The following is a 24553-nucleotide window of genomic DNA, read 5'->3' as shown; positions in this document are numbered from 1 at the left end:
ATGAGTAACGTAAAGGTTGTTGATGTCATCATTCGCAAAACGGCGGAGAAAACGAAATTAACCGGCGAAGGAAATCTGTCGGTCTCTATTTCGTCGCCGAGCGTGATTGAAATCCAGGGTTCTGCTCAGGACGTGGCGCGCTATGTCCGCCAGGGTAAAGACCTCCTTATTTATATGAAAGACGGCAGCGTGATTCGCTGCAATAACTATTTTGTCGAAGATGCAGAAACGCATAATCAGTCTGAGCTGGTGTTCAACGACCGTCAGGAACTGACGCATATTTCTTTTGCCGATACCGGGGAAGCGTCAGGCGCTGCGGTGACCGAATTAACCGCGCAGGCCACGCCGATTAGCAGCATTCAGCCTTTCCTCGAGCAGGAAAGTCTGTTAAGCGACGCGCCGTGGGGCTGGATTGCGGGGGCGGCGTTAGGCGGCGGCGCCATCGGCGCACTGCTGGCAAACGGCGGTCACGGCGAAACGAAAACTAAAGTCATTGATAATACGAAAGAAGTGGAAAGCGCGACGCCGACTTTCTTGCTGTCGGATAAAGCGGGCGACAGGCAGGGCGTGCTGAGCGCAAATGCGATCACGGACGATAACACCCCAACCTTTAGCGGTACCGGTCAGCCGGGCGCGACCATCCAGATTAAAGACAGCAGCGGCAGCACCATTGCCAGCACCATGGTCGGTAAAGACGGCACGTGGACGGTAATCTTACCGACCCAGGCCGACGGCGCGCACACCTGGTCGGTCGTGCAGATCGACGGCAGTAAAACCACCTCTGCGGGCAGTATTAGCGTCACGGTTGATACCGCGGAAGCCACGATCGCGCTGGCGACCACGGCGGGTGACAACGTCATTAACGCCAGCGAGCAATCCGCGGGCTTTACGCTCTCCGGAACCAGCAAAAACCTGGCGCAGGGCACCGAACTCACCGTGACGCTGAACGGCAAAACCTACGCGGCGGAAGTGGGCGCGGACGGCGCGTGGCGCGTTAACGTTCCGGCGGCAGACGCGCAGGCGCTGGGCGACGGAACCTGGACGGTTAACGTAAGCGGTAAGGATGCGGCGGGTAACACCGTCAGCGGAAGCCAGACGATTGGCGTGGACACCACCGCGCCAACGATCTCCGTCGATACCCTTGCGCAGGACAACATCATTAATGCCGCCGAGCACGGCCAGCCGCTGACCCTGACCGGTAAAACGAATGCGGAAGCCGGACAGATCGTGACGGTCACGCTGAACGGCAAAAACTATAACGCTACGGTGGGCAGCGACGGCACATGGTCCGTCACGCTTGCGGCCGACGACGTACAGGCCCTCAGCGAGGGCAACCACACCCTGACGGTCAACGTTAGCGACAAAGCGGGCAACGGTTCGTCCGTGACGGCAGATTTCACGGTGGATACCGCCGCGCCGGTCGTCACCATCCATACCGTGGCGGGCGACGACATTCTCAACATCAGCGAGCAGGGCCAGGCGCACGTGATTTCCGGCCTGGCGAGCGGTGCCGCCGCGGGCGACGTGGTAACGGTCACCCTCGGCGGTAAGACCTTCACCGGCGTGGTGCTGGCGGACGGCAGCTGGAGCGTCGGCGTTCCGGCGTCCGTAATGGGCGCGCTGGGCGAAGGACACCACACGATTTCCGTTTCCGTGACCGACGCGGCGGGCAATACCGGCAGCGCCACGCGCGACATTACGCTGAGCGGGCATCCGCCAGAATTTACGATTGACGCCATCAGCCAGGACAACGTGCTGAATGCCCAGGAGGCGATGCAGCCGCTGAGCCTGACCGGCACCAGCAACCTGCCGGACGGCAGCAGCGTCACCGTGACGCTTAACAACGTCAGCTATCAGGCCACCGTCGAAAACGGTCTCTGGGCGGTCCAGGTGCCGGTTTCCGACGTCCTGAATCTGGCGAACACTCTTTACACCGTCACCGTCAGCGGCACCGACAGCGTGGGCAACAGCGGCTCCGCCGGGGCGAATCTGCTGGTGGATACGGTCCTTCCGCAGGTCATCATCAATACGTTTGCTGGCGACAACCTGGTCAATAACGCCGAAGCGGGCGTCGATCAAATCCTTAGTGGTCGCGTCACCGGCGCGGCGGCGGGCGATACCGTGTCCGTTACCGTCGGCGGCAAAAGCTACACCGCCACGGTGGGCAGCGATCTCACCTGGAACGTCACGATCCCGTCGGCGGATCTTAAGGCGTTTGGCGACGGTGACTTAACCTTCACCGCATCGGTCACCAACGGGCACGGCAACACCGGCACCGGCGAGCGTGACATCAACATCAACGCTGAACTGCCGGGCCTGCGCGTGCACACCATTTCCGGCGATGACGTGATCAACGCCATTGAACAGCAGCAGGATCTGAGCGTCACCGGCTCCAGTACCCATCTGGCCCCGGGCACGCAGATTGTCGTCACCATCAACAACGTTGAGTACGTTACCGCGGTTAACGCCAGCGGCAGCTGGCAGATCGGCGTTCCGGCGGCGGACCTGCAGGCCTGGACGGCGGGCGGCATGACCGTTAGCGTCAGCGCGCAGGACGCCTGGGGGAATACCGTTGCGGCTGAACACCCGATTGAACTCGATCTGAACGCCGTGGCGGTCACCATTGATACCGTTTCCAGCGATGACATGCTCAACGCGGTTGAGAAAGGCAGTGAGTTGACCCTTTCCGGCCAGACGCAGGGCGTGGAAGCGGGGCAGACCGTGGTGGTGAAATTCGCCGACCAGACCTTCACCGCGCAGGTGCAGCAGGACGGCTCCTGGAGCCTGACCGTGCCCGCCAGCGCCATGGAGACCCTGATCGACGGGCGCGCGCAGGTGAGCGTCAGCGTCACTAACGTGAATGGCAACAGCGCCGACGCGTCGCGCGTGGTCACGGTGGATACGCAGCCGCCCGCGATTACGCTCGATAACCTGACCGCCGATAACATCATCAATGCGGCCGAAGCGCAGCAGGATTTACTGTTGAGCGGCAGCAGCAGCGCGGAACCGGGCCAGACGGTTACCGTAACGCTGAACGGCAAAACCTATCAGACCACGGTCCAGACGGACGGCACCTGGCAGCTGAGCGTCCCGGCGGCAGACGTCGGCGCCCTGACGGATGGCATCGTGACCGTGACGGCCACCGTCAGCGACGTGGCGGGCAACACCAGCAGCGCCGATCGCGTGGGCCTGGTGGACGCCACCGTACCGCAGGTGACCATTAACGACTTTGTCACCCACAGCAACACCGTAAACCAGCTCGCCCATTCACAGGCACAAATTCTGAGCGGCTCCGTCACCGGCGCCGCTGCGGGCGATCTTGTGACCGTTACCCTCAACGGCACGGATTACACCACCGTGGTAGACGCGGCGGGGAACTGGAGCCTTGGCCTGCCGGCGTCCGTCGTGCAGGGGCTGGCAGACGGGACCTGGACAATCGACGTCTCCGTAACCGACAGATCCGGTAATACCGGAAGCAGTTCGCTGGATGTGGTGGTGAATACCGTGACGCCTGTCATCGGTATCAATACGCTGGCGACGGATGACGTGATCAATGCGACCGAGAAGGGCGAAGATCTGCTGCTCTCCGGCACCAGCAACCAGCCGGAAGGCACAACCATTACGGTAACCCTGAACGGCATTCAGTATGCGGCCACCGCTGACGCCAGCGGCAGCTGGAGCGTGACCGTACCGGCGGCTGCGGTAAGCGCGCTGGGCGAAGCGAATTACACCGTGACGGCGAACGTCACCGACAGCGTGGGCAACAGCGCCTCAGCCTCACACAGCGTGCTGGTGGACAGCTCCCTGCCGGTGGTGACCATCGACACGCTGGCGGGTGACAATATCGTTAACGCGGCGGAAGTGGCGGCCGGGCAAACCCTGACCGGTAAAGTCGCCAATGCGGCTTCAGGTGACACTGTCACCATTATCCTCGGCGGTCAGACATACACCACAACCGTGCAGGACGATCTGACCTGGAGCCTGCCGTTAAGCGAGAGTCAGCTAACCGCCCTCGGCAACGGCGACCTCACCGTATCGGCCAGCGTCACCAACGCGCACGGCAATACCGGATCTTCTTCTCTCGACTTCACCATAGACGCCGAGCTTCCGGGCCTGCGTATTGACACCGTGGCGGGCGATGACGTGATTAACATCATCGAACACGGTCAAAACCTCATTGTGTCCGGTACCAGCACCGATCTGGCGGCGGGCAGCACCGTGACCGTGACCATCAATGGCAACACCTATTCCGCAACGGTGCTGGCGGACGGCAGCTGGCAGGCGGCCGTCCCGGCAGCGGACGTTTCGCAGTGGGCGGACGGTCCGCTGGATATTAAGGCCAGCGCGCAGGATATCTCCGGCAACCCGGTGACGATCGGCACCGTCGTTGACGTCGATCTTGCGCCTGTCGCCGTCAGCATTAACAGCGTGACCGACGACAACGTGCTCAACGCGGCGGAAAAAGGCCAGGATCTGGTGCTGTCCGGCACCACCTCCAACGTTGAAGCGGGCCAGACCGTGACCATCACCTTTGCAGGGAAAACGTATACCACGACGGTGGATGGCAACGGCGACTGGACCTGGACCGTTCCGGCAGCCGATCTGAGCGGCCTGAAGGACGGCGACGCCCGCGTGCAGGTGAACGTCACCAACGTGAACGGCAACGGGGCGTCCTCGGTGCAGGAGTTCAGCGTCGATACCGCCGCGCCGACGGTGACCATTAACACCATCAGCGGCGACAACATGCTGAACGCGGCCGAAGCGGCGCAGGATCTGACCCTGAGCGGTACGTCTACTGCTGAACCCGGCCAGACGGTGACCGTGACCTTCAACGGCAATCAGTACACCGCGCAGGTGCAGGCGGACGGAACCTGGACGCTCGACGTTCCGGCGGCGGATATGGCAGGCATTACCGACGGCAGCGCGGCGGTCACGGCGAGCGTGTCCGACAAGGCAGGTAACCCGGCGAGCGCGGGCTCCTCGGTGCTGGTTGACACCACCGTACCGCAGATTACCTTCAACATCGTTGCGGGCGACGACGTCGTGAACATTGCCGAGCACGGCCAGGCGCTGATCGTCTCCGGTAAGGTGACGGGCGCGCAGGCGGGCGACGTGATTACCGTGACCCTGAACGGCAAAGACTACACCGCCATGCTGGACGCGTCCGGCAGCTGGAGCGTAGGCGTTCCTGCGGCGGACGTGGGCGCGCTGGCTAATGGTAACCAGACGATCTCCGCAACCCTGACCGATAAGGCCGGTAACAGCACCACCGAGACGCATGAGTTTGACGTCTCCCTGACCGCGCCGGTGATTGCCATCAATACCCTGGCGGTTGACGACGTGATCAACGCCACCGAGAAAGGCCAGGATCTGCTGGTATCCGGTACCAGCAACCAGCCGGACGGTACCACCATTACGGTGACCCTCAACGGCATCAGCTACACGGCCACCACAGACGCGAGCGGGAACTGGAGCCTGACCGTACCGGCGGCGAACGTCTCTGCCCTGGGCGAAGCGAGCTACGCCGTGACGGCAAGCGTGACCGATGCCGCAGGGAACAGCGCGAGCACCGGCCATAACGTACTGGTCGACAGCGCGCTGCCGCAGGTTACCATCAACCCAATCGCCACGGATGACGTCATTAACGCAGCGGAAGTGGCTGCCGGGCAGACCCTGAGCGGCAAAGTGAGCGGCGCGGCGAGCGGTGACACTGTCACTATTTCTATCGGTGGAAATACCTATACGGCGACGGTGCAGGACGATCTGAGCTGGTCGGTCAAGGTGCCGTCTGCGGTCCTAACCGCCATCGGTAACGGCGATCTGACGGTGTCCGCCAGCGTCACCAACGGCCACGGCAACACCGGCACCGGCGAGCGCGACATCACCATTGATGCCAACCTGCCGGGCCTGCGCGTCGATACCGTCGCGGGCGACGATGTGATTAACAGCATCGAACATACGCAAAACCTGATTATCACCGGCTCCAGCGACGGGCTGGCGAGCGGCTCCGCGCTGACGGTGACCGTCAACGGCAAAACCTACGCGGCCACCGTGCTGGCGGACGGCACCTGGACGGCGGCCATTCCGAAGGCAGACGTCAGCGCGCTGAATGCGGGCACGGTCACCGTGACGGTGGAAGGCCAGAGCACGGCGGGCAATCCGGTTTCCATCAGCCATGACGTGAAGGTGGATCTGGCCGCGGTCGCCATCAGCATTGACGCGATTGCTTCTGACGACGTGATTAACGCGGCGGAAAAAGGCGCGGACCTGGTGCTGTCCGGCTCGACCACCAACGTCGAAGAAAACCAGACCGTTACCATCACCTTCGGCGGCAGGTCTTACACCGCGACGGTGGATGCCAGCGGCAACTGGACGGCGACCGTACCGTCTGCCGATTTGGGCGGCCTGAAAGACGGCGATGCCAGCGTGCAGGTGAGCGTCAGCAACGTGAACGGCAACAGCGCCTCGGCGGGCCGCGAGTACAGCGTGGACGCGACAGCGCCGACGGTATCTATCGAGATCGTCAGCGACAACAACATCATCAACGCGGCCGAAGCGCAGCAGGATCTGCTGATTAATGGCACGACCAACGCCGAAGCGGGCCAGACGGTGACGGTAACGCTGAACGGCAAAGACTACACCACCACCGTAGAGGCAAACGGCAGCTGGAGCGTGACCGTGCCGTCCGCGGATCTGAGCGGGATTACCGACGGCAACTACACCATCAGCGCCGCCGTTGCGGATAAAGCGGGCAACCCGGCCTCCGCGGATCGCGACGTGCTGGTCGATACTACCGTTCCGCAGCTGACCATCCACACCGTGTCCGACGACGACGTGATCAACAGCGTCGAGCATGCGCAGGCGCTGATTGTCACCGGTTCCGTGACCGGTGCGGCGGCGGGCGATGTGGTCACCGTGACGATCAACAATAAATCCTACACCGCCACCCTGGATGCCTCCGGCAGCTGGAGCGTGGGCGTGCCTGCGGCGGACGTAACCGCGCTGGCCGCAGGCGATTACACCATCACCGCGGCGCTGACCGACAAGGCGGGCAACAGCAACAGCACCACGCACAGCGTGGAGGTCAACCTGAGCGCGCCGGAGCTGACCATTGACACCGTGTCCGGTGACGATGTGATCAACAGTACAGAGAAAACTCAGGATCTGACGATCTCCGGTACGGCTTCCGGCCTGGCTACAGGCGCGGTGGTGACCGTGATGCTGAACGGCAAGGCGTACAGCGCGAAGGTGGATGACAGCGGGAAGTGGACCACCACGGTTCCGGCGGACCAGGTCGGTCAACTGGGTGAAGCGCTTTACACCGTTACCGCGTCAGCAACGGACGGCGTTGGCAACAGCACCAGCACCTCTCATACCGTGAACGTCGAGTCCGTTCTGCCGGGTGTCATTATCAACACCGTGGCGGGCGATGACGTCATTAACGCGGCTGAGCTGGCGGCAGGCCAGAGCATCAGCGGCTCGGTAGTCAATGCTGAAGCAGGCAACACGGTTACCGTGACTCTCGGCGGTAAAACGTATACCGCAACGGTGCAGAGCGATCTCACCTGGTCCGTTAGCGTGACGCAAGCCGAACTGACGGCGCTGGGCAACGGCGAGCTGACGGTTTCAGCCAGCGTCACCAACGGCGTGGGCAACAGCGGCTCCGCTGAGCGCGATATCACTATCGACGCTAGCCTGCCCGGGCTGCGCGTCGATACCGTCGCGGGCGACGACGTGATCAACAGCATCGAACATAATCAAAACCTGATTATTACGGGTACAAGCGACGGGCTGACGACGGGCACGGCGCTGACCGTGACCGTGAACGGCAAAACCTATGCGGCGACCGTCCTGGCGGACGGCACCTGGACAGCGGCGATCCCGGCGGCAGACGTGGGTGCCCTGGCGGCAGGCACGGTGACCGTGACCGTTTCAGGCCAGAGCAGTGCGGGTAATCCGGTCTCTATCGATCATGATGTGAAGGTCGATCTGGACACCGTTGCCGTGAGCATCGACGTGATTGCCGCCGACGACGTGATTAACGCGGCCGAGAAGGGCGCGGATCTGGTGCTTTCCGGTACCACCGCTAACGTGGAGGAGAACCAGACCGTCAGCATTATTTTCGCGGGCAAGAGCTATACCGCGACCGTCGGCGCCGCCGGCAAATGGTCCACCACGGTGCCGGCGGCCGATCTTTCAGCCCTCAAAGACGGCGATGCCAGCGTGCAGGTAAGCGTGACCAACGTGAACGGCAACAGCGCCTCGGCGGGCCGCGAGTACAGCGTGGACGCCACCGCGCCGAGCGTGACCATCAGCACGATCGCGGGCGATGACGTTCTGAACGCGGCCGAAGCGAAGAGCGATCTGACCGTATCCGGCACCAGCACCGCCGAAGCGGGCCAGACCGTGACCGTCTCCCTGAACGGCAAGGACTACACCACGACCGTCGGCGCGGACGGCAGCTGGACGCTGACCGTACCGGCGGCGGATCTGGCAGGATTAACCGACGGCAGCGTAACCGTAACGGCATCCGTGAGCGACAAAGCGGGTAACCCGGCGTCCGTGGATCACAACCTGACGGTAGATCTCACCGCGCCAGCGGTGACCATCAACACCGTTGCGGGCGACGACGTGATTAACATCGCCGAGCACGCGCAGGCGCAAATCATCAGCGGCTCCGCCACCGGCGCGGCGGCGGGTGATAAGGTCACCGTCACCATTGGCGGCCAGACGTACACCACTGTGCTGGACGCGGCGGGGAACTGGAGCGTGGGCGTACCGGCGAGCGTGATTTCCGCGCTGCAGGACGGCACCGTGACCGTTACGGCGTCCGTCACCGATGGCGCGGGCAACACCGGCAGCTTCAAACATGACGTCACCGTCGACACCGGCCTGCCGTCCGTCGGCTTCAACACCCTCAGCGGCGATAACGTGCTGAACGCGGTGGAAAAAGGCCAGGACCTGAGCGTGAGCGGCACCAGCGCCAACCTGGCGGAAGGTACCGTGGTAACCGTAACCCTGAACGGCAAAAACTACACGGCCACGACGGCGGCGGACGGGAGCTGGAGCCTGACCGTTCCGGCAGCGGATCTGGCCGGTCTCGGTCAGGCCAACTACACCCTGAGCGCGACCGCCACCAACGGCGTGGGCAACAGCGTCAGCAACACCGCAAACCTGCTGGTGGATACCGCGCTGCCGACCGTCACCATCAACACCGTGGCGGGCGATAACGTCATCAACGCGGCGGAAGTGGCGGCCGGGCAAATCCTGAGCGGCACCGTGGCGAACGCGGAAGCGGGCAACACCGTCACCGTGACCCTCGGCGGCAACAGCTACACCGCGACGGTGCAAAGCGATCTGACCTGGTCCGTAAACGTGCCGTCTGACGTGCTGACCGCGCTGGGCAACGGCAGCCTGAGCGTGACGGCGACCGTCACCAACGGCCACGGCAATACCGGTTCCGGCGAGCGCGAGATCGCTATCGACGCTAACCTGCCGGGCCTGCGCGTGAATACCGTGGCGGGCGACGACGTGATCAACAGCATTGAACATGCGCAGAACCTGATCGTCACCGGCACCAGCGACGGGCTGGCGGCAGGCACGGCGCTGACCGTCACCGTAAACGGCAAAGACTACGCGGCCACGGTGCTGGCGGACGGCACCTGGAGCGCGGCAATCCCGTCCACCGACGTGAGCGCGTGGCCGGAAGGCGCCGTTAAGATCGGCGTCACCGGCGACAGCGCGGCGGGTAACCCGATTACCATCAGCCACGATGTGACGGTGGATCTGGCGACCGTTGCCATCAGCATCAACGCCATCGCTTCAGACGACGTGATCAACGCCGCGGAGAAAGGCGCGGATTTGGTGCTGTCCGGTGCGACCACCAACGTGGAAGCCGGGCAGACCGTGACCCTGAGCCTGAACGGCAAGATCTACACTACCACCGTCGATGACGGCGGCAACTGGACGTATACCGTACCGTCTGCGGATCTGGCACACCTTAAGGACGGCGACGCCAGCGTGCAGGTGAGCGTCACCAACGTGAACGGCAACAGCGCCTCGGCGGGCCGCGAGTACAGCGTGGACGCCACCGCGCCGACCGTGACCATCAGCACGATCGCGGGCGATGACGTTCTGAACGCGGCCGAAGCGAAGAGCGATCTGACCGTATCCGGCACCAGCACCGCCGAAGCGGGCCAGACAGTGACCGTCTCCCTGAACGGCAAGGATTACACCACGACCGTCGGCGCGGACGGCAGCTGGACGCTGAACGTTCCGGCGGCGGATCTGGCAGGATTAACCGACGGCAGCGTGACCGTAACGGCCTCCGTGAGCGACAAAGCGGGTAACCCGGCGTCGGTTGACCATAACCTGACGGTAGATCTCACCGCGCCAGCGGTGACCATCAACACCGTGGCGGGCGACGACGTGATTAACATCGCCGAGCACGCGCAGGCGCAAATCATCAGCGGCTCCGCCACCGGCGCGGCGGCGGGCGATAAGGTCACAGTTACCCTCGGCGGCCAGACGTACATCACCGTGCTGGACGCGGCGGGCAACTGGAGCGTGGGCGTACCGGCGAGCGTGATTTCCGCGCTGCAGGACGGCACCGTGACCGTTACGGCGTCCGTCACCGACGCGGCGGGCAATACCGGCACCGGCACGCATAACGTCACCGTCGACACCGGCCTGCCGTCCGTCGGCTTCAACGCCCTCAGCGGCGATAACGTGCTGAACGCTGTGGAAAAAGGCCAGGATCTGAGCGTGAGCGGCACCAGCGCCAACCTGGCGGAAGGCACCGTGGTGACCGTAACCCTGAACGGCAAGCAGTACACCGCGACCACGGCGGCGGACGGCACCTGGAGCCTGACCGTTCCGGCTGCGGATCTGTCGGGTCTGGGCGAAGCGAATTACACCCTGAGCGCGACCGCCACCAACGGCGTGGGCAACAGCGTCAGCAACACCGCAAACCTGCTGGTGGATACCGCGCTGCCGACCGTCATCATCAACACCGTGGCGGGCGATAACGTCATCAACGCGGCGGAAGTGGCCGCGGGCCAGATCGTTAGCGGCAGGGTAACGAACGCGGAAGCGGGCAACACCGTGACCGTGACGATCGGCGGCAACAGCTACACCGCGACGGTGCAGGACGATCTGACCTGGTCCGTGAGCGTGCCGGAGTCCGTCCTGACGGCCCTGGGCAACGGTGATTTGACGGTGTCGGCGACCGTGACCAACGGCCACGGCAACACCGGCGTGGGCGAACGCGAAATCGTTATAGACGCCAGCCTGCCGGGCCTGCGCGTGGATACCGTGGCGGGCGACGATGTGATCAACAGCATCGAACACGGTCAGAACCTGATCGTCACCGGCACCAGTGACGGGCTGGCGGTGGGGACCACGCTCACCGTGACCGTCAATGGCAAAACCTATGCGGCCTCCGTGCTGGCAGACGGCAGCTGGACGGCAGCGATCCCGGCAGCAGCCGTTGGGGCGCTGGCAGCAGGTACGGTCACCGTTACCGTTGCGGGCCAGAGCACCGCAGGCAACCCGGTGACCATCAGCCATGACGTGACCGTCGATCTGTCTGCGGTCGCGGTGAGCATTGATGCGATTGCGACCGATGACGTGATTAACGCGGCGGAAAAAGGCGCGGATCTGGTGCTTTCGGGCAGCACGTCAAACGTGGAGGAAAACCAGACCGTCACCATCACCTTCGCCGGTAAGACCTACACCGCGAAAGTGGATGCCGACGGTAACTGGACGGCAACCGTGCCTTCCGCGGATCTGGCGGGCCTTAAGGACGGCGATGCCAGCGTGCAGGCGAGCGTGACCAACGTGAACGGCAACAGCGCCTCGGCGGGCCGCGAGTACAGCGTGGATGCCACCGCGCCAGCCGTGACCATTGATACGGTCGCGGGCGATAACGTCATCAACGCCAGCGAAGCGTCCGCAGGGGTGGCCATCTCCGGCACCACCACGGCGGAAGCCGGACAGACGGTCACCGTGACGCTGGGCGGTAAGAGCTACACCGCGCAGGTGCAGCAGGGCGGAATCTGGAGCGTGAACGTGCCGGGCGCAGACCTCTCGGCACTGGCGGATAACGGCTACACCGTGCAGGTCAGCGTGAGCGACGCCGCGGGTAACCCGGGCAGCGCGGGCAAAGCGATTACGCTTGATACCACGCCGCCGACCGTCAGCTTTAACGTGGTGGCGGGCGATGACGTCATCAACAGCGTGGAGCACGGCCAGGCGCAGATCGTCAGCGGCACGGCAAGCGGCGCGAACGTCGGGGATAAAGTGGTGATCGCTGTCGGTTCGAACCAGTACACCACCACCGTTGACGCCAGCGGCAACTGGAGCGTAGGCGTTCCGGCCAGCGTGGTTTCAGCCCTGACCGACGGCACCGTGACGCTGAGCGCGACCATTACCGACAGCGCGGGCAACAGCAGCACCCAGACCCACGACGTGGTGGTCAACACCGCCTCCGTGGCGCTGACGGTGGACACTCTTAGCGGCGATGACGTCATTAACGCGGCTGAAGCGGGCAACGCGCTGGTGATTAACGGCTCCAGCGCTCAGTTGGCCAGCGGAACCGTGGTCACCGTGACCCTGAACGGCAAGACCTACACCGCCACCATTCAGAGCGACGGCAGCTGGACGACTACCGTGCCGGCCGCCGACGTAGGCGCGCTGGCCGACGGCGCGCGCTATCAGGTGTCTGTGTCTGCGCAGGACAGCGCGGGCAACAGCGCCTCGGCAACGCACGACATCAGCGTGGATACTACCGCGCCGGTGGTGAGCATTGCGACGCTGTCGGGTGATGACATGCTGAACGCGCTTGAAGCGCAGCTGCCGCTGACCGTGCGCGGTTCTTCCAGCGCGGAGGCGGGTCAGACCGTCACCGTAACGCTGGGCAGCAAAAGCTACACTGCGCTTGTTGGCAGCGACGGGACGTGGACGCTGGACGTACCGGCGGCAGATCTGGCTACCCTGAGCCAGGGCGCGCTGACGGTGACCGCATCGGTCAACGACAAAGCCGGTAACAACGGACAGACGACGCACACCTTAACGGTGGACACCGTCGCGCCGACCGTGACCATCAGCACCGTGGCCGATGACGATATCGTTAACAACGCCGAGCAGCTGGCGGGCCAGACCATCAGCGGTACCACCACGGCGGAGCAGGGCCAGACGGTGACCGTCTCCTTCAACGGGCACAGCTATCAGGCGACCGTCGGGGCGGACGGATCGTGGTCGGTCTTCGTGCCGGGCCGTGATTTCCTCGGCCTGAGCGACGGGGATTACACCATCACCGCGTCGGTAAGCGATAAGGCGGGCAACCCGGGCAGCGCGACGCACGACGTGACGCTGAACGGTGACGTCCCAACCATCACCATCAACACCTTTGCGCAGGACGATATCGTCAACGCGGCTGAACACGGCACGCCGCTGGTCATCAGCGGCACCACCGACGCGCCTGCGGGCCAGACGGTGACCATTACGCTTAACGGTAAAACCTATACGGCGACCGTGCAGAATGACGGCAGCTGGAGCTACACGATGGGCAGCGCGGACGTGAGCGCGCTGGCGGACGGCGGTGCGTACGTGATTAACGCCCAGGTCAGCAACGCCATCGGCAATAGCGCCAGCGATAACCACACCGTTACCGTGGATCTGACCGCGCCGTCGATGGGGATTAGCATCGATTCGCTGCAAAACGATACCGGCCTGAGCGCGAGTGATTTCATCACCAACGACAGCAAGGTTGTGGTCAACGGCTCCCTGACCGCGCAGCTCGGCAATAACGAGAAGGCGCAGATCAGCCTCGACGGCGGCACCACCTGGATTGACCTGACCGTCACCGGCACCACCTGGCGCTACGCGGACGGCCGCACCCTGAGCGACGGAACGTATCAGTATCAGGTGCGGGTGATCGATAACGCGGGCAACGTGGGGGCAACGGACAGCCAGGACGTGGTGATTGACCTGACGAAGCCAGCGGCAGGCACCATTACGGTCGATTCCATCACCCAGGACACCGGTCTGTCCGACAGCGACTTCATCACCAGCGACAACCAGATCAGCCTGAAAGGGACGCTCGGCGCGGCGCTGGGCAGCGGCGACCACGCGCAGATCAGCCTCGACGGCGGCGTCACCTGGACCGACGTCAGCGTCAGCGGGCTGAGCTGGACGTATGTCGATGGCTGCACGCTGGCCGACGGTGATTACAACTACCAGCTGCGCGTGATCGACGACGCGGGGAATATCAGCGCCACCGCCAGCCAGGTGGTGACCATTGATACCGTCGCGCCGGACGCCAGCAAAACGATCGCTATCGACCGCATCAGCGACGATACCGGCCTGAGCAGCAGCGACTTTATCACCAACGATACGTCCCTGACGCTGCACGGCTCGCTCGGCGCGACGCTGGCCGACGGCGAGTACGCCCAGATCAGCATCGACGGCGGCGTGACCTGGCAGAACGTCATCGTCACCGGCAACACCTGGTACTACGTGGATGGCCGCACGCTGGGTAACCAGACCTATGACTACTACGTTCGGGTAGTGGATGCGGCGGGCAACGTGGGGGCCAGCGCCCATCAGCAGGTGACCGTCGATACGATTGCTCCGGATGCGGCCATTACGGTGACCGTGGATAACATTACCGTCGATACCGGCTTCGACAACAATGACTTCCTGACCAGCTCGACCTCGTACACGCTGCACGGCACGCTCGGCGCCGGGCTGGGTGCAGGCGAGTATGTTCAGGTGAGCATGGACGGCGGCACCACCTGGGTATACGCCACCGTCAGCGGTACCCAGTGGAGCTACAGCGATACGCGTACCCTGTCAGACGGTAGCCATAACTACCAGGTACGGGTTGTTGACCAGGCGGGTAACGTCGGGGCGACCACCTCGCAGGCGGTGACGGTGGATACGCAGGCGCCGCAGTACGGCATCACCATCGACAGCATCAGCGAAGACACCGGCCAGTCCGGGAGTGATTTCATCACCATGGACACCACGCTGACCATCAACGGCTCGCTGGGCAACGCGCTGGCAAACGACGAGCGCGTCCAGATAAGCCTCGATGGCGGGAATACCTGGTCCGACGCCACGGTTACCAACCAGCGCTGGAGCTATACCGACACCCGCGATCTGGCGGACGGTGACTACACCTACCAAGTGCGAATCATCGACCAGGCAGGCAACGTCGGCTCTACCGCGTCGCAGGTGGTGACGGTAGATACGACGCCGCCAACCACGGTGGGCACAGTCGTGAGCTATACCGACGGTGAAGGCGAGCGTCAGGGCACCTTTGGCAGCGCGCTGGCCACCGACGATAACTCGCCGCTGATCAACGGGACGCTTAACCGCGCCCCGGACGATGGCGAGATCGTACAGCTTTACCGTGACGGGATTCTGCTCGGCCAGGTGACCATGAACGGCAGCGCAAGCTGGTCCTTCCAGGACAACGGCCTGAGCGACGGAAATCACACCTACATTGTGCGCGTCACCGACAGGGCCGGAAACTACACGGAATCCGACGGCTTTGTGCTGAACGTCGACACCAGCATCCCGACCACCAGGGCGGCGATTACCGCGCAGACCACGTCGGATACCACGCCGATCGTCAGCGGTACCGTCTCCGCTGACCTGGTGAACGGTGAATACCTGGTGGTGACGGTGAACGGTAAAACCTACACCTCCCAGACGGGCGGTGCGGTGGTGGTCGACCCGGATCACAACACCTGGTATCTGCAGATCCCGGACAGCGACGCGCTGAACGTAGCGAGCTACAGCGTAACGGCGCAGGTGAAGAGCAGCGCGGGTAACGGCAATACCACCGGTACCGCGACCGGCAGCCTGGTGATTGACACCACTTCGGTGAATACCGACTGGGCAACCGCGGCGGGGAACAGCAACAACTCCACCATGACCCTCGGCATGAACAGCAGCGGTCTGTGGAATATCATTGCGAACGGCCAGTCGTACTCCAGCAGCGACAGCTCGACCTATGCCGGCAATACGCTGACCAACACCCGTAACTACTACGTGGTGAGCCAGACCGCCGCCGACTTTGACCGTAACGGCACGCAGGACATTTTCGCCACGGAGAACACCTACGGTGGCTCCACTCAGGTGATGTGGACCTACGATGGCAGTACCTATAACGCCAGCCAGCTGGCGGTGGGTACCACCATCTGGTACGGCGGGGTGATCGCGTACGACAAAACCGGTGATGGCTATCTGGATCTGGCCTACGGCGATGCGGGTGCAGACTCCATTACCTACCTGATCAACAACAAAGGCGTACTGTCGCCGGATGGAACCAACGGCGGCGCAGGTTTCTGGGGGCAATTCACCACCATGCGTGAAATCTCCGGCGTTGACCTTAACAACGACGGCACGGTGGATATTGTTCAGCATACCAACCGCAGCGGCGCGTACTCGTTAACCGTGATTAACAACAACGGCAACGGCACGCTCTCTATTGGCCAGAACCTGACCAACGTGTTTGTGGCGAACGCCTCGAACACCACCACGGCGGCGTCCATGACGTGGGCGGACTTCAACGGCGACGGCTACATGGATTTGTACCTGGGCAGCAGCTACAACAACAACGGCGGGGTGATCTACTACAACGACGGCACCGGTAAGCTCTCTACCACCAAGAGCGCGGTGGAAGCCTCTAACGCGTCGGCGGGGTATCTTTCGGTGGCGGTGGACTGGAACGGTGACGGGCAGATGGACATCATCAAGCTCAGCACCTACGGCGGTTCGCAAACGGCGACCCTGTTCACCAACAACGGGTACGGTTCCACCTGGACCTCCAGCCAGCTGGCGTCCGGTATTGCCTACGCCACCGGCGTGGCGGCCATAGACTACAACTGGGACGGCGCGAAGGATCTGCTGGTCTCTCAGCAGAACGGCAAGGTTGTGCTGGTCCAGAACAGCAAAACCATTGCGGACGGTACCGCGATGCATCTGCACATTGTCGATAGCGAGGGCATCAACGCCTACTACGGCAACACGGTCAACCTGTATAACGCCGCGGGCGTGCTGGTTGCCTCGCAGATCATCAACGCCCAGTCCGGTATCGGATCGAACGATACCTCCGCGCTGGTGAGCTTCTACGGGCTGGATCCGAAGGAGACCTACTCGGCGGAGATTGTGAAGATTACCAACGGGGTGTCGGATAACGTCACCTGGAGCGATCTGGTAGCGGGCAACGGCAAAGAGGGCTACGTCCTGACGGCCGAAGCGGCCACCGGCGGTCACAGCGGAACGATCACCGGGACCGGGTATAACGACACCTTTATTGCGGAGAATGGCACCTATACCTACAACGGATCCGGCGGCTGGAATACCCATTCCGACCACGACACCTGGAGCAACACCGGTGGGATGGACGTGGTGGATTACCGCAATGCGACCTCCGGCGTGACCGTTGACCTGCGCCTTTCAACCGCGCAGGACACCGGCTTCGGGACCACGCGTCTGTTGAACATTGAAGGCATTAACGGCTCGGACTTCGACGATGTGATTACCGGCAACAGCGCCGATAACCGTTTCGAAGGCCGCGGCGGGAATGACACCTTCAATATCGGCAGCGGCGGTCACGATACGTTGCTCTACAAGCTGATCAACGCCTCGGACGCAACGGGCGGTAACGGTCACGACGTGGTGAACGGCTTTACCGTCGGCACCTGGGAAGGAACGGCGGACACGGATCGCATTGACCTGCGCGATCTGCTCTCCGGCAGCGGCTATACGGGCACGGGCTCCGCGAGCTATGTGAACGGCGTGGCCACGCTGGACAGCAGCGCGGGCAATATCAGCGACTACATCCGCGTGGTGCAGAACGGCAGCAATACCGAAATTCAGGTTGACCTGGACGGTACCGGCGGTCAGTTCTCGCCGACCACCCTGGTGACGCTGAACGGCGTGCAGACGGATCTGGCAACGTTGCTGGCTAACCATCAGCTGTTAATTGCGTAAAACAACGCCGCGGGGAGCGATCCCCGCGGCCTTTTGCGTTTCTTTACATAAACGGCAATAACCCTATATTTCACAAGATTATTTTGCGGGCTCGTTTAAAGAATGTTCGATTTTGAGTTATCCCGTAAAGGTATCATTTCAGTGCGAAATTATCGCCCTGAACAGGACGTAGCAATATGAAGACACATCCACAGTACGAACCCTGGCTGCAGGGCATGCTCATCATCGCGAAGCACTACCGGCTGGACTTTTCCGCAGAGCATGTTCGGGTCACGATTAACCACGAAAGCCAGTCTCCGCGCCAGCTGGTGCTGGAGGAGATGGCGCATCAGCTTGGGCTGGGGATGCGTGCGGTGGCGGCAGAAGCGGTCTCCCTCGACCCGTGGCGCCTGCCGCTGCTGGCGGAGTTCACCGGCGGGCAAATTGCGGTGATCAACCGCATGGACACCGAAGGCAACGTCAGCCTGCAGTTCAGCGGCGACGGCGGCCTGGAGACGACGCTGACGCGCGAGGAGCTAGGGCCGCGGTTAAAAGCCCTGATGGTGCTGCGCCCGCTCGAGTCCACGCCGGATGCCCGCGTGGATGACTACATCAAACCGTACGAGAAAAACTGGTTCTGGCAGCTGGCGCTGAAGGACTGGCGACGCTACGGCGACATTATGCTGGTGGCGCTGGTGGCTAACGTGTTGGCGCTCTCCGGCATGGTCTTCTCCATGCAGGTGTACGACAGGGTGGTGCCGTCGCAGTCCGAAGCCACGCTGTGGGTGCTGTTTGGCGGCGTCATGATTGCCATCGTTTTTGAATTCATCATGCGCATGCTGCGCGTGCATATTTCTGACGTGGTGGGGAAACGCGCCGACCTGCGCATCTCCGAACGCGTCTTTGCCCACGCGCTGCGGATCAAAAACGGCGCGCGCTCCAAATCAACCGGATCGTTTATCGCCCAGATCCGCGAGCTGGAGTCGGTGCGCGAGCTGATCACCTCCACCACCATTGCGGCGATTTCCGATCTGCCGTTCTTCCTGCTGTTCGTCTTTATCCTGTGGATGATTGGCGGCCCGCTGGTGCTGGTGGTCCTGCTCGCCGTGCCGCTGCTGTTGATTCCTGGCCTGCTGGTGCAGCGGCCGCTCGGTAAACTCTCCAGCGAAGGGATGCGTGAATCCGCCATTCGTAACGCCACGCTGGTGGAAGCGGTGCAGGGCATTGAAGACATCAAGCTAATGCGCGCCGAGCAGCGTTTCCAGAACCAGTGGAATAACACCAACGATGTGGCCGCCAGCGTCGGCATGAAGCAGCGCTGGCTGACCGGCCTGCTGCTCACGTGGACGCAGGAGGTGCAGTCCATCGTTTATGCCGTGGTCCTGCTGGTGGGCTGTTACCTGGTCATCAGCGGCGATATGACCACCGGTGCGCTGGTGGGGACCTCGATTCTGGCGTCGCGCACCATCGCGCCGCTGTCGCAGATTTCGGGCGTGCTCTCCCGCTGGCAGTCGGCAAAAGTGGCCCGCAAGGGGCTGGACGACCTGATGCAGCGGCCGATTGACGACCCGCAGCACGGCAAGAAGGTGCACAAAGCCCACCTGCGCGGCAACTATGCGCTCGAGGACGTCGGGTTTTACTACGATGAAGAAGAGAAACTCAGCGTGCTCAACGTCAGCAGGCTGCAGATCCGCGCCGGGGAGCGCGTGGCGGTGCTCGGGCGCAACGGTTCCGGGAAAAGCACGCTGCTACAGCTTCTGGCGGGCATGCAGGAGCCGCAGCAGGGCAGCATTCTGCTGGACGACATTGCCCTCAATCATCTTGACCCGGCCGACGTGCGGCGCGACATGCAGCTGCTGAGCCAGCAGGCGCGGCTTTTCTTTGGCTCCGTGCGGGACAACATCCTGATGGGGAACCCGCTGGCGACGGACGATGAAATTCACCAGGCGCTGGTCAACAGCGGCGCGCTGGAGTTTGTGCGCAAGCAAAAAATGGGGCTCAACACCCTCATCAACGAGGGCGGCACGGGGCTGTCCGGCGGTCAGCGTCAGGCGCTTTTGCTGGCGCGCGCCCTGATCACCTCGCCGAACATTCTGCTGCTGGACGAGCCAACGGCCTGGCTGGACGAAATGAGCGAAAAGCAGTTTATTCAGCATCTTCACAAATGGCTGGGTAAACGCCGGACGCTGGTGGTGGCGACGCATCGCCTGCCGATTCTGGACCTGGTTGACCGCATCATCGTGCTGGAAAACGGCAAGGTGGTGATGGACGGCCCCCGCGATGCGATCCTGCACCAGCACGGCATGGCGCCGCCGAAAGCCGCGCAGCGCACCGTGACCATGAAACCGGCTGCGGCTGCTGAGGAGGGTGTGGCATGAATGATTTATCCCGTTTTAACAGTCGCCTGAAGGAGCCACGCCTGCCGCGATCGTCTCTGGTGGCATGGTCCCTGTTCGCCCTGCTGGCGGTGTTTATCGCCTGGGCGAGCCTGTTCGAGCTTGATGAAGTCACAACCGGCAGCGGCAAGGTGATACCGTCTTCGCATGAGCAGGTGATTCAGTCCCTGGAGGGCGGCATTATCCACAGCCTGATGGTGCGCGAAGGCGACATCGTTGAACGCGGCCAGCAGCTTGCGCAGCTCGACCGGACCAAAACCGAGTCCAGCGTGCTGGAGAGCGAGTCGCGTCTGAATGCCGCGCTGGCAACCGCCGCGCGCCTGAAGGCCGAGGTCAACGACACCGAACTCGCGTTTCCGGACGAGCTGGATGACGACGTTGAGCTGGTCAAACAGGAAACGGCGCTTTACCAGTCCCGTCGCGAAAGCCTGGAAAAAGGGCTGGCCGGCCTCCGCCAGGGCGCCGAGCTGGTGCAGCGCGAGCTGTCGTTAACCCGTCCGCTGGTGACCCAGGGGGCGGCCAGCAAGGTTGAGGTGTTACGTCTTGAGCGTCAAAAGAACGAGCTTGAGAACAAAATCACCGAGATGAAAAACCAGTATTACGTTCGCGCCCGTGAAGAGCTGGCGAAAGCCAATGCGGAGATTGAAGCCCAGCGTTCGGTGATGAAAGGACGTGAGGATTCCCTGACCCGGCTGACCTTCAATGCGCCGGTGCGCGGGATCGTCAAGGATATTGACGTGACGACCGTGGGCGGGGTTATTCCGCCGAACGGCAAGCTGATGAGCCTGGTTCCGCTCGACGATCAGATGGTGGTAGAGGCAAAAATCTCCCCGCGCGATGTGGCGTTTATTCATCCCGGCCAGAAAGCGCTGGTGAAGGTAATGGCCTATGACTATTCCATCTACGGCGGGCTGGAAGGGGAAGTGACCATGATTTCACCGGATACCCTGCAGGACGAGGTGAAAAGGGACGTTTACTACTACCGCGTCTATATCCGCACCGACAGTAACCATCTGACCAATAAGCAAGGAAAAGAATTTCCTGTTTTTCCAGGGATGATTGCGACGGTGGATATAAAAACGGGCAGTAAAACTATCCTTGATTATCTGCTGAAGCCGCTCAACAAAGCAAAAGAGGCGCTGCGGGAAAGATAAGGTAGGGGGCGTTCGGGAAGCCGAACGCCATTTTGGTTATACCATTGTCGTTACGCTGCTGGTTTGACGTCGCTCTTTCGGAACCACGTTGATGTAGTGCGTGACATACGCGAAATATAATCCGGCATAGTTTTCGACCAGTTCGATGAACGCCGGGTAGATTGACATCCGCCCATCTCCACGGTCTTTAAGATAGCCTGCCTCCTGTGCCGATTTGATAATGCGGTTGACGTGAATACGTGAAACAAAAAATTCTTTTGCGAGCGTGCTGGCTGAATAGTCAATCACGGCACCGCAAGCGGATTTGTTTTGCATGGCCTGTAAATAGATATAAAGCATAATCATACGGCCACCATCTTTATCGATAAATAAACCCACCTCGGGTAACACCTTTCTGAACGTTAACCCTCTAAAAAGATATTCCGCCGCGCGCCGGAAGAAATTATTCCGCATTGTGTCATTATCCAGCAGGTTAACATCAATATTAAATGCCGGATAAAGAGTGCTGACGGGCAAAAACGCGCCGGACATATATCGCTTGAGTTCATTCAGGCCTTTTTCGGTTGGCGCGATTCTCGTTTTGCGTCTGTCTTCCGTACAGCGCCAGGTCCTGATGCGTCCGGTGGTTCTGAGTATCGTAATGATCGCGATAACGCTATTGGGGCTGGCTATCTTATAGCGGGAACATAACTCTTTAATCTCAGAAACTGACTCGGCCTGATTGCCAAATATAAAGCAGCACATGGCAAGGATAATGTTAAATCGTGCTTCCTGAAGCATCGTCTTGTAGAACAAAGGTTGTTTTTTATAGATGGCGTCATTAATTGTGTAGTGCTCTAATATTGCCTCACTAAACCACGGGTTGTTCTTAATAACATCCCTTCGATGTAGCAAGGCCCTGGATGAGATGTGATTATCCATAGCATTTTCTCGTATTTGATGAGCCGATAGATGAAGTATCCAGCCTTCTTTTTCGGAATTTTCATTATACCTGAGAAAAATCGCTTTGCGGCTGTTATTTGCAAAGAAAGATATATTTACATTTATCTACAGGAGAGAGGTGATTAACGCAAAGATGTTCCGATGAGTAACGTTGATAACAGTATCTTAACCTCGCGGCGTGCGGTAAAATTCCTCTATTCACCGGATGGTAATTATTCCGCATTCATAATAAGAATGGCGCTTTTTGTGCCCAGGAGCAGGTTATGACCCATACAATTTCTCTCAGAAATGCGGCTTGCAATGAACGGCGATTTGTCATCTCGACCTGCGGTTTTACGTTCCAGGGTTATTCTTTGATGCTTGAAAAATACGGCATTGAGGCCTCGCACATTCACTTTCAGGGAGATGACGCGTGCGATCGGGATAGGGAAAATATTGTTATTAATCATAATGCTCACATCGTCGTGTTCCTCGGAAAAGGTGTTGTTAATCTCCTGGAAAGCCTGAAGCGGCTGGCCTCCGTTCTGAATGCACTTCCGGTTATTCGACGCGTTACCCTGTACGGTGATATTCCCGACAGCTGGCTGTATCGAACCTTAAGCAGCCTTTTAAATAACAGCCATCAATTATCATTGATTCGCATTGCCAGCATTTCCGATGTTATTACCTGTTTTCATACCCATAATAAGGGGTTTAAAGACCGTTCGCGCTTACTGCGCGATAGCTATATGGGGTATTCTCCACAGGAAAACCTGCGGTGGTTAACGCGCAGAGAAATAGATGTGCTATTAAATTTTTACCGCGGCATGTCCATAAAAGAGCTTTGCGACAGACTTGGGCTCTCGAATAAAACGGTTTACACCCATCGTAAAGAAGGCGTGCAAAAATTACAGCATATTAAGCGGTGGTTAAACGATCCGCACAGTTTCAAGACTGAAAGAAGCGTTAAGCGCCAGCGTCAAAAAGAGGGTTTTTCAGATAAAGAAGCAGAGATCTTCAATGCGCTGATGAAGCGAGAGATATTCCCTGCCTATCAGATTATTACCGATCGTGATAAAAAAGGCGTCGGCTTTGAAATACTGATTCGCTGGAATAAGAACGGAAAAATCGTTAAGCCAGCCTGTTTTTTAGATGACATTGTTAATCATGAAATATGGTTGAAAATTACGGCGCTGGTGCTTCATGCCGCCGTATCGGGGATTAATAAATATAACGGGAAATTTTATTTTTCGGTCAATATTCCACCTCGCCTGGCGTCCGGGAACGCATTGCCCGAGATGGCGAGGAAAGCCATTGGCATGCTGCTCAGGCCCCAGTGGGCTGAAAAGCTGGTCTTTGAATTTGCGGAAGATATTGATGTGACGAAAGATAAAAACATTCCTGAAACGATGCGGCACCTTCGTAATACCGGGTGCAAACTGTTTCTGGACGACTGTTTCTCTAACCACCACACCATGTTCCCCGTGAGGCAGGTGCATTTTGACGGGCTAAAACTTGACCGGGACATCGTCGAGCATTTTGTGGCAAACGACAATGACTATAATCTGATTAAAGCCATTCAGATCTACAGCGATATGACGGGAACGGACTGTATTGCCGAGGGGGTAGACAGTGAGGAAAAATTTGAAAAATTAGTCGAGCTAGGCGTGAAAAATTTCCAGGGTTATTATCTTTCGCGCGCCGTAAAAGAGGAGGAGTTAGACCGCATGGTGAGGCTTTTTAGCTAGAAAAAAATAAAGCCCCGAAGGGCCTTGATTATTTACGTCCCAGCAGCAGGCCGAGCACAATACCTACCGCACCCGCCGCGACGAGGCCGGTGAGGGGGTTATTTCTGACCGCGTCTGTGACATCAGAAACAGCATCGCTGGCCTGCGCGGCGTATTTTTTAGCCGCACCTTTTATCTGATGCTTTGGTGAATCAACGAATTCACCAAACTGTTGCTGCGCCGAACCTGCAAGCTCATCAAATTTATTTTTTGCTTTATCTTCAGCATACTGGGTGTTTTTATCAGTACCGATATCAGACATTTTTGCCTCCTTTTGTTGATACTTAAAGGATAGCCGCTCCTGGTGAAT

The 24553-nt window shown here is 60.5% G+C and carries 6 protein-coding genes and 1 pseudogene; 5 read left to right on the top strand and 2 right to left on the bottom strand.

Going from position 1 to position 24553, the window contains the following annotated elements:
- The 4 genes and pseudogenes from ACJBF3_RS03595 to ACJBF3_RS03580 all read left to right on the top strand — a co-directional run.
- A pseudogene (locus tag ACJBF3_RS03595) lies at positions 1–15877 on the top strand (Ig-like domain-containing protein); the annotation flags it as partial.
- Between the two features lie 62 nt (positions 15878–15939).
- Positions 15940–18006, top strand: coding sequence for an FG-GAP-like repeat-containing protein (locus ACJBF3_RS03590; RefSeq protein ID WP_406544751.1), 2067 nt, complete (start codon positions 15940–15942; stop codon positions 18004–18006).
- Positions 18007–18182: 176 nt separating this feature from the next.
- Positions 18183–20363: a type I secretion system permease/ATPase gene (locus tag ACJBF3_RS03585; protein WP_045330174.1), complete on the top strand. Its 2181-nt coding sequence runs from the start codon at positions 18183–18185 to the stop codon at positions 20361–20363.
- Entirely contained in the window at positions 20360–21535 is a 1176-nt protein-coding gene (locus tag ACJBF3_RS03580) for an HlyD family type I secretion periplasmic adaptor subunit (RefSeq protein WP_406544725.1), read from the top strand. The genes ACJBF3_RS03585 and ACJBF3_RS03580 overlap by 4 nt, the downstream gene beginning before the upstream one ends.
- 36 nt (positions 21536–21571) lie before the next feature.
- Here ACJBF3_RS03580 and ACJBF3_RS03575 read toward each other — a convergent pair whose 3' ends face one another.
- On the bottom strand, positions 21572–22456 hold the full coding sequence (locus tag ACJBF3_RS03575) for a hypothetical protein (protein ID WP_045330178.1): 885 nt from the start codon (positions 22454–22456) through the stop codon (positions 21572–21574).
- A gap of 284 nt (positions 22457–22740) precedes the next feature.
- Here ACJBF3_RS03575 and ACJBF3_RS03570 point away from each other — a divergent pair, with 284 nt between their 5' ends.
- Positions 22741–24204, top strand: coding sequence for an EAL domain-containing protein (locus ACJBF3_RS03570; RefSeq protein ID WP_045330180.1), 1464 nt, complete (start codon positions 22741–22743; stop codon positions 24202–24204).
- 28 nt (positions 24205–24232) lie between these two features.
- On the opposite strand, the gene ACJBF3_RS03565 is transcribed toward ACJBF3_RS03570, so the two are convergent.
- Positions 24233–24505, bottom strand: coding sequence for a YqjD family protein (locus tag ACJBF3_RS03565; RefSeq protein WP_045330181.1), 273 nt, complete (start codon positions 24503–24505; stop codon positions 24233–24235).
- Between the last annotated feature and the right edge of the window lie 48 nt (positions 24506–24553).

Origin of the sequence: Enterobacter sp. PP-008-ECC_S150, from assembly GCF_045257065.1 — a bacterium.
Lineage (GTDB): Bacteria > Pseudomonadota > Gammaproteobacteria > Enterobacterales > Enterobacteriaceae > Enterobacter > Enterobacter chengduensis.
Note: the sequence above shows the minus strand (reverse complement) of the source record. Positions and strands in the feature narration are given on the sequence as shown.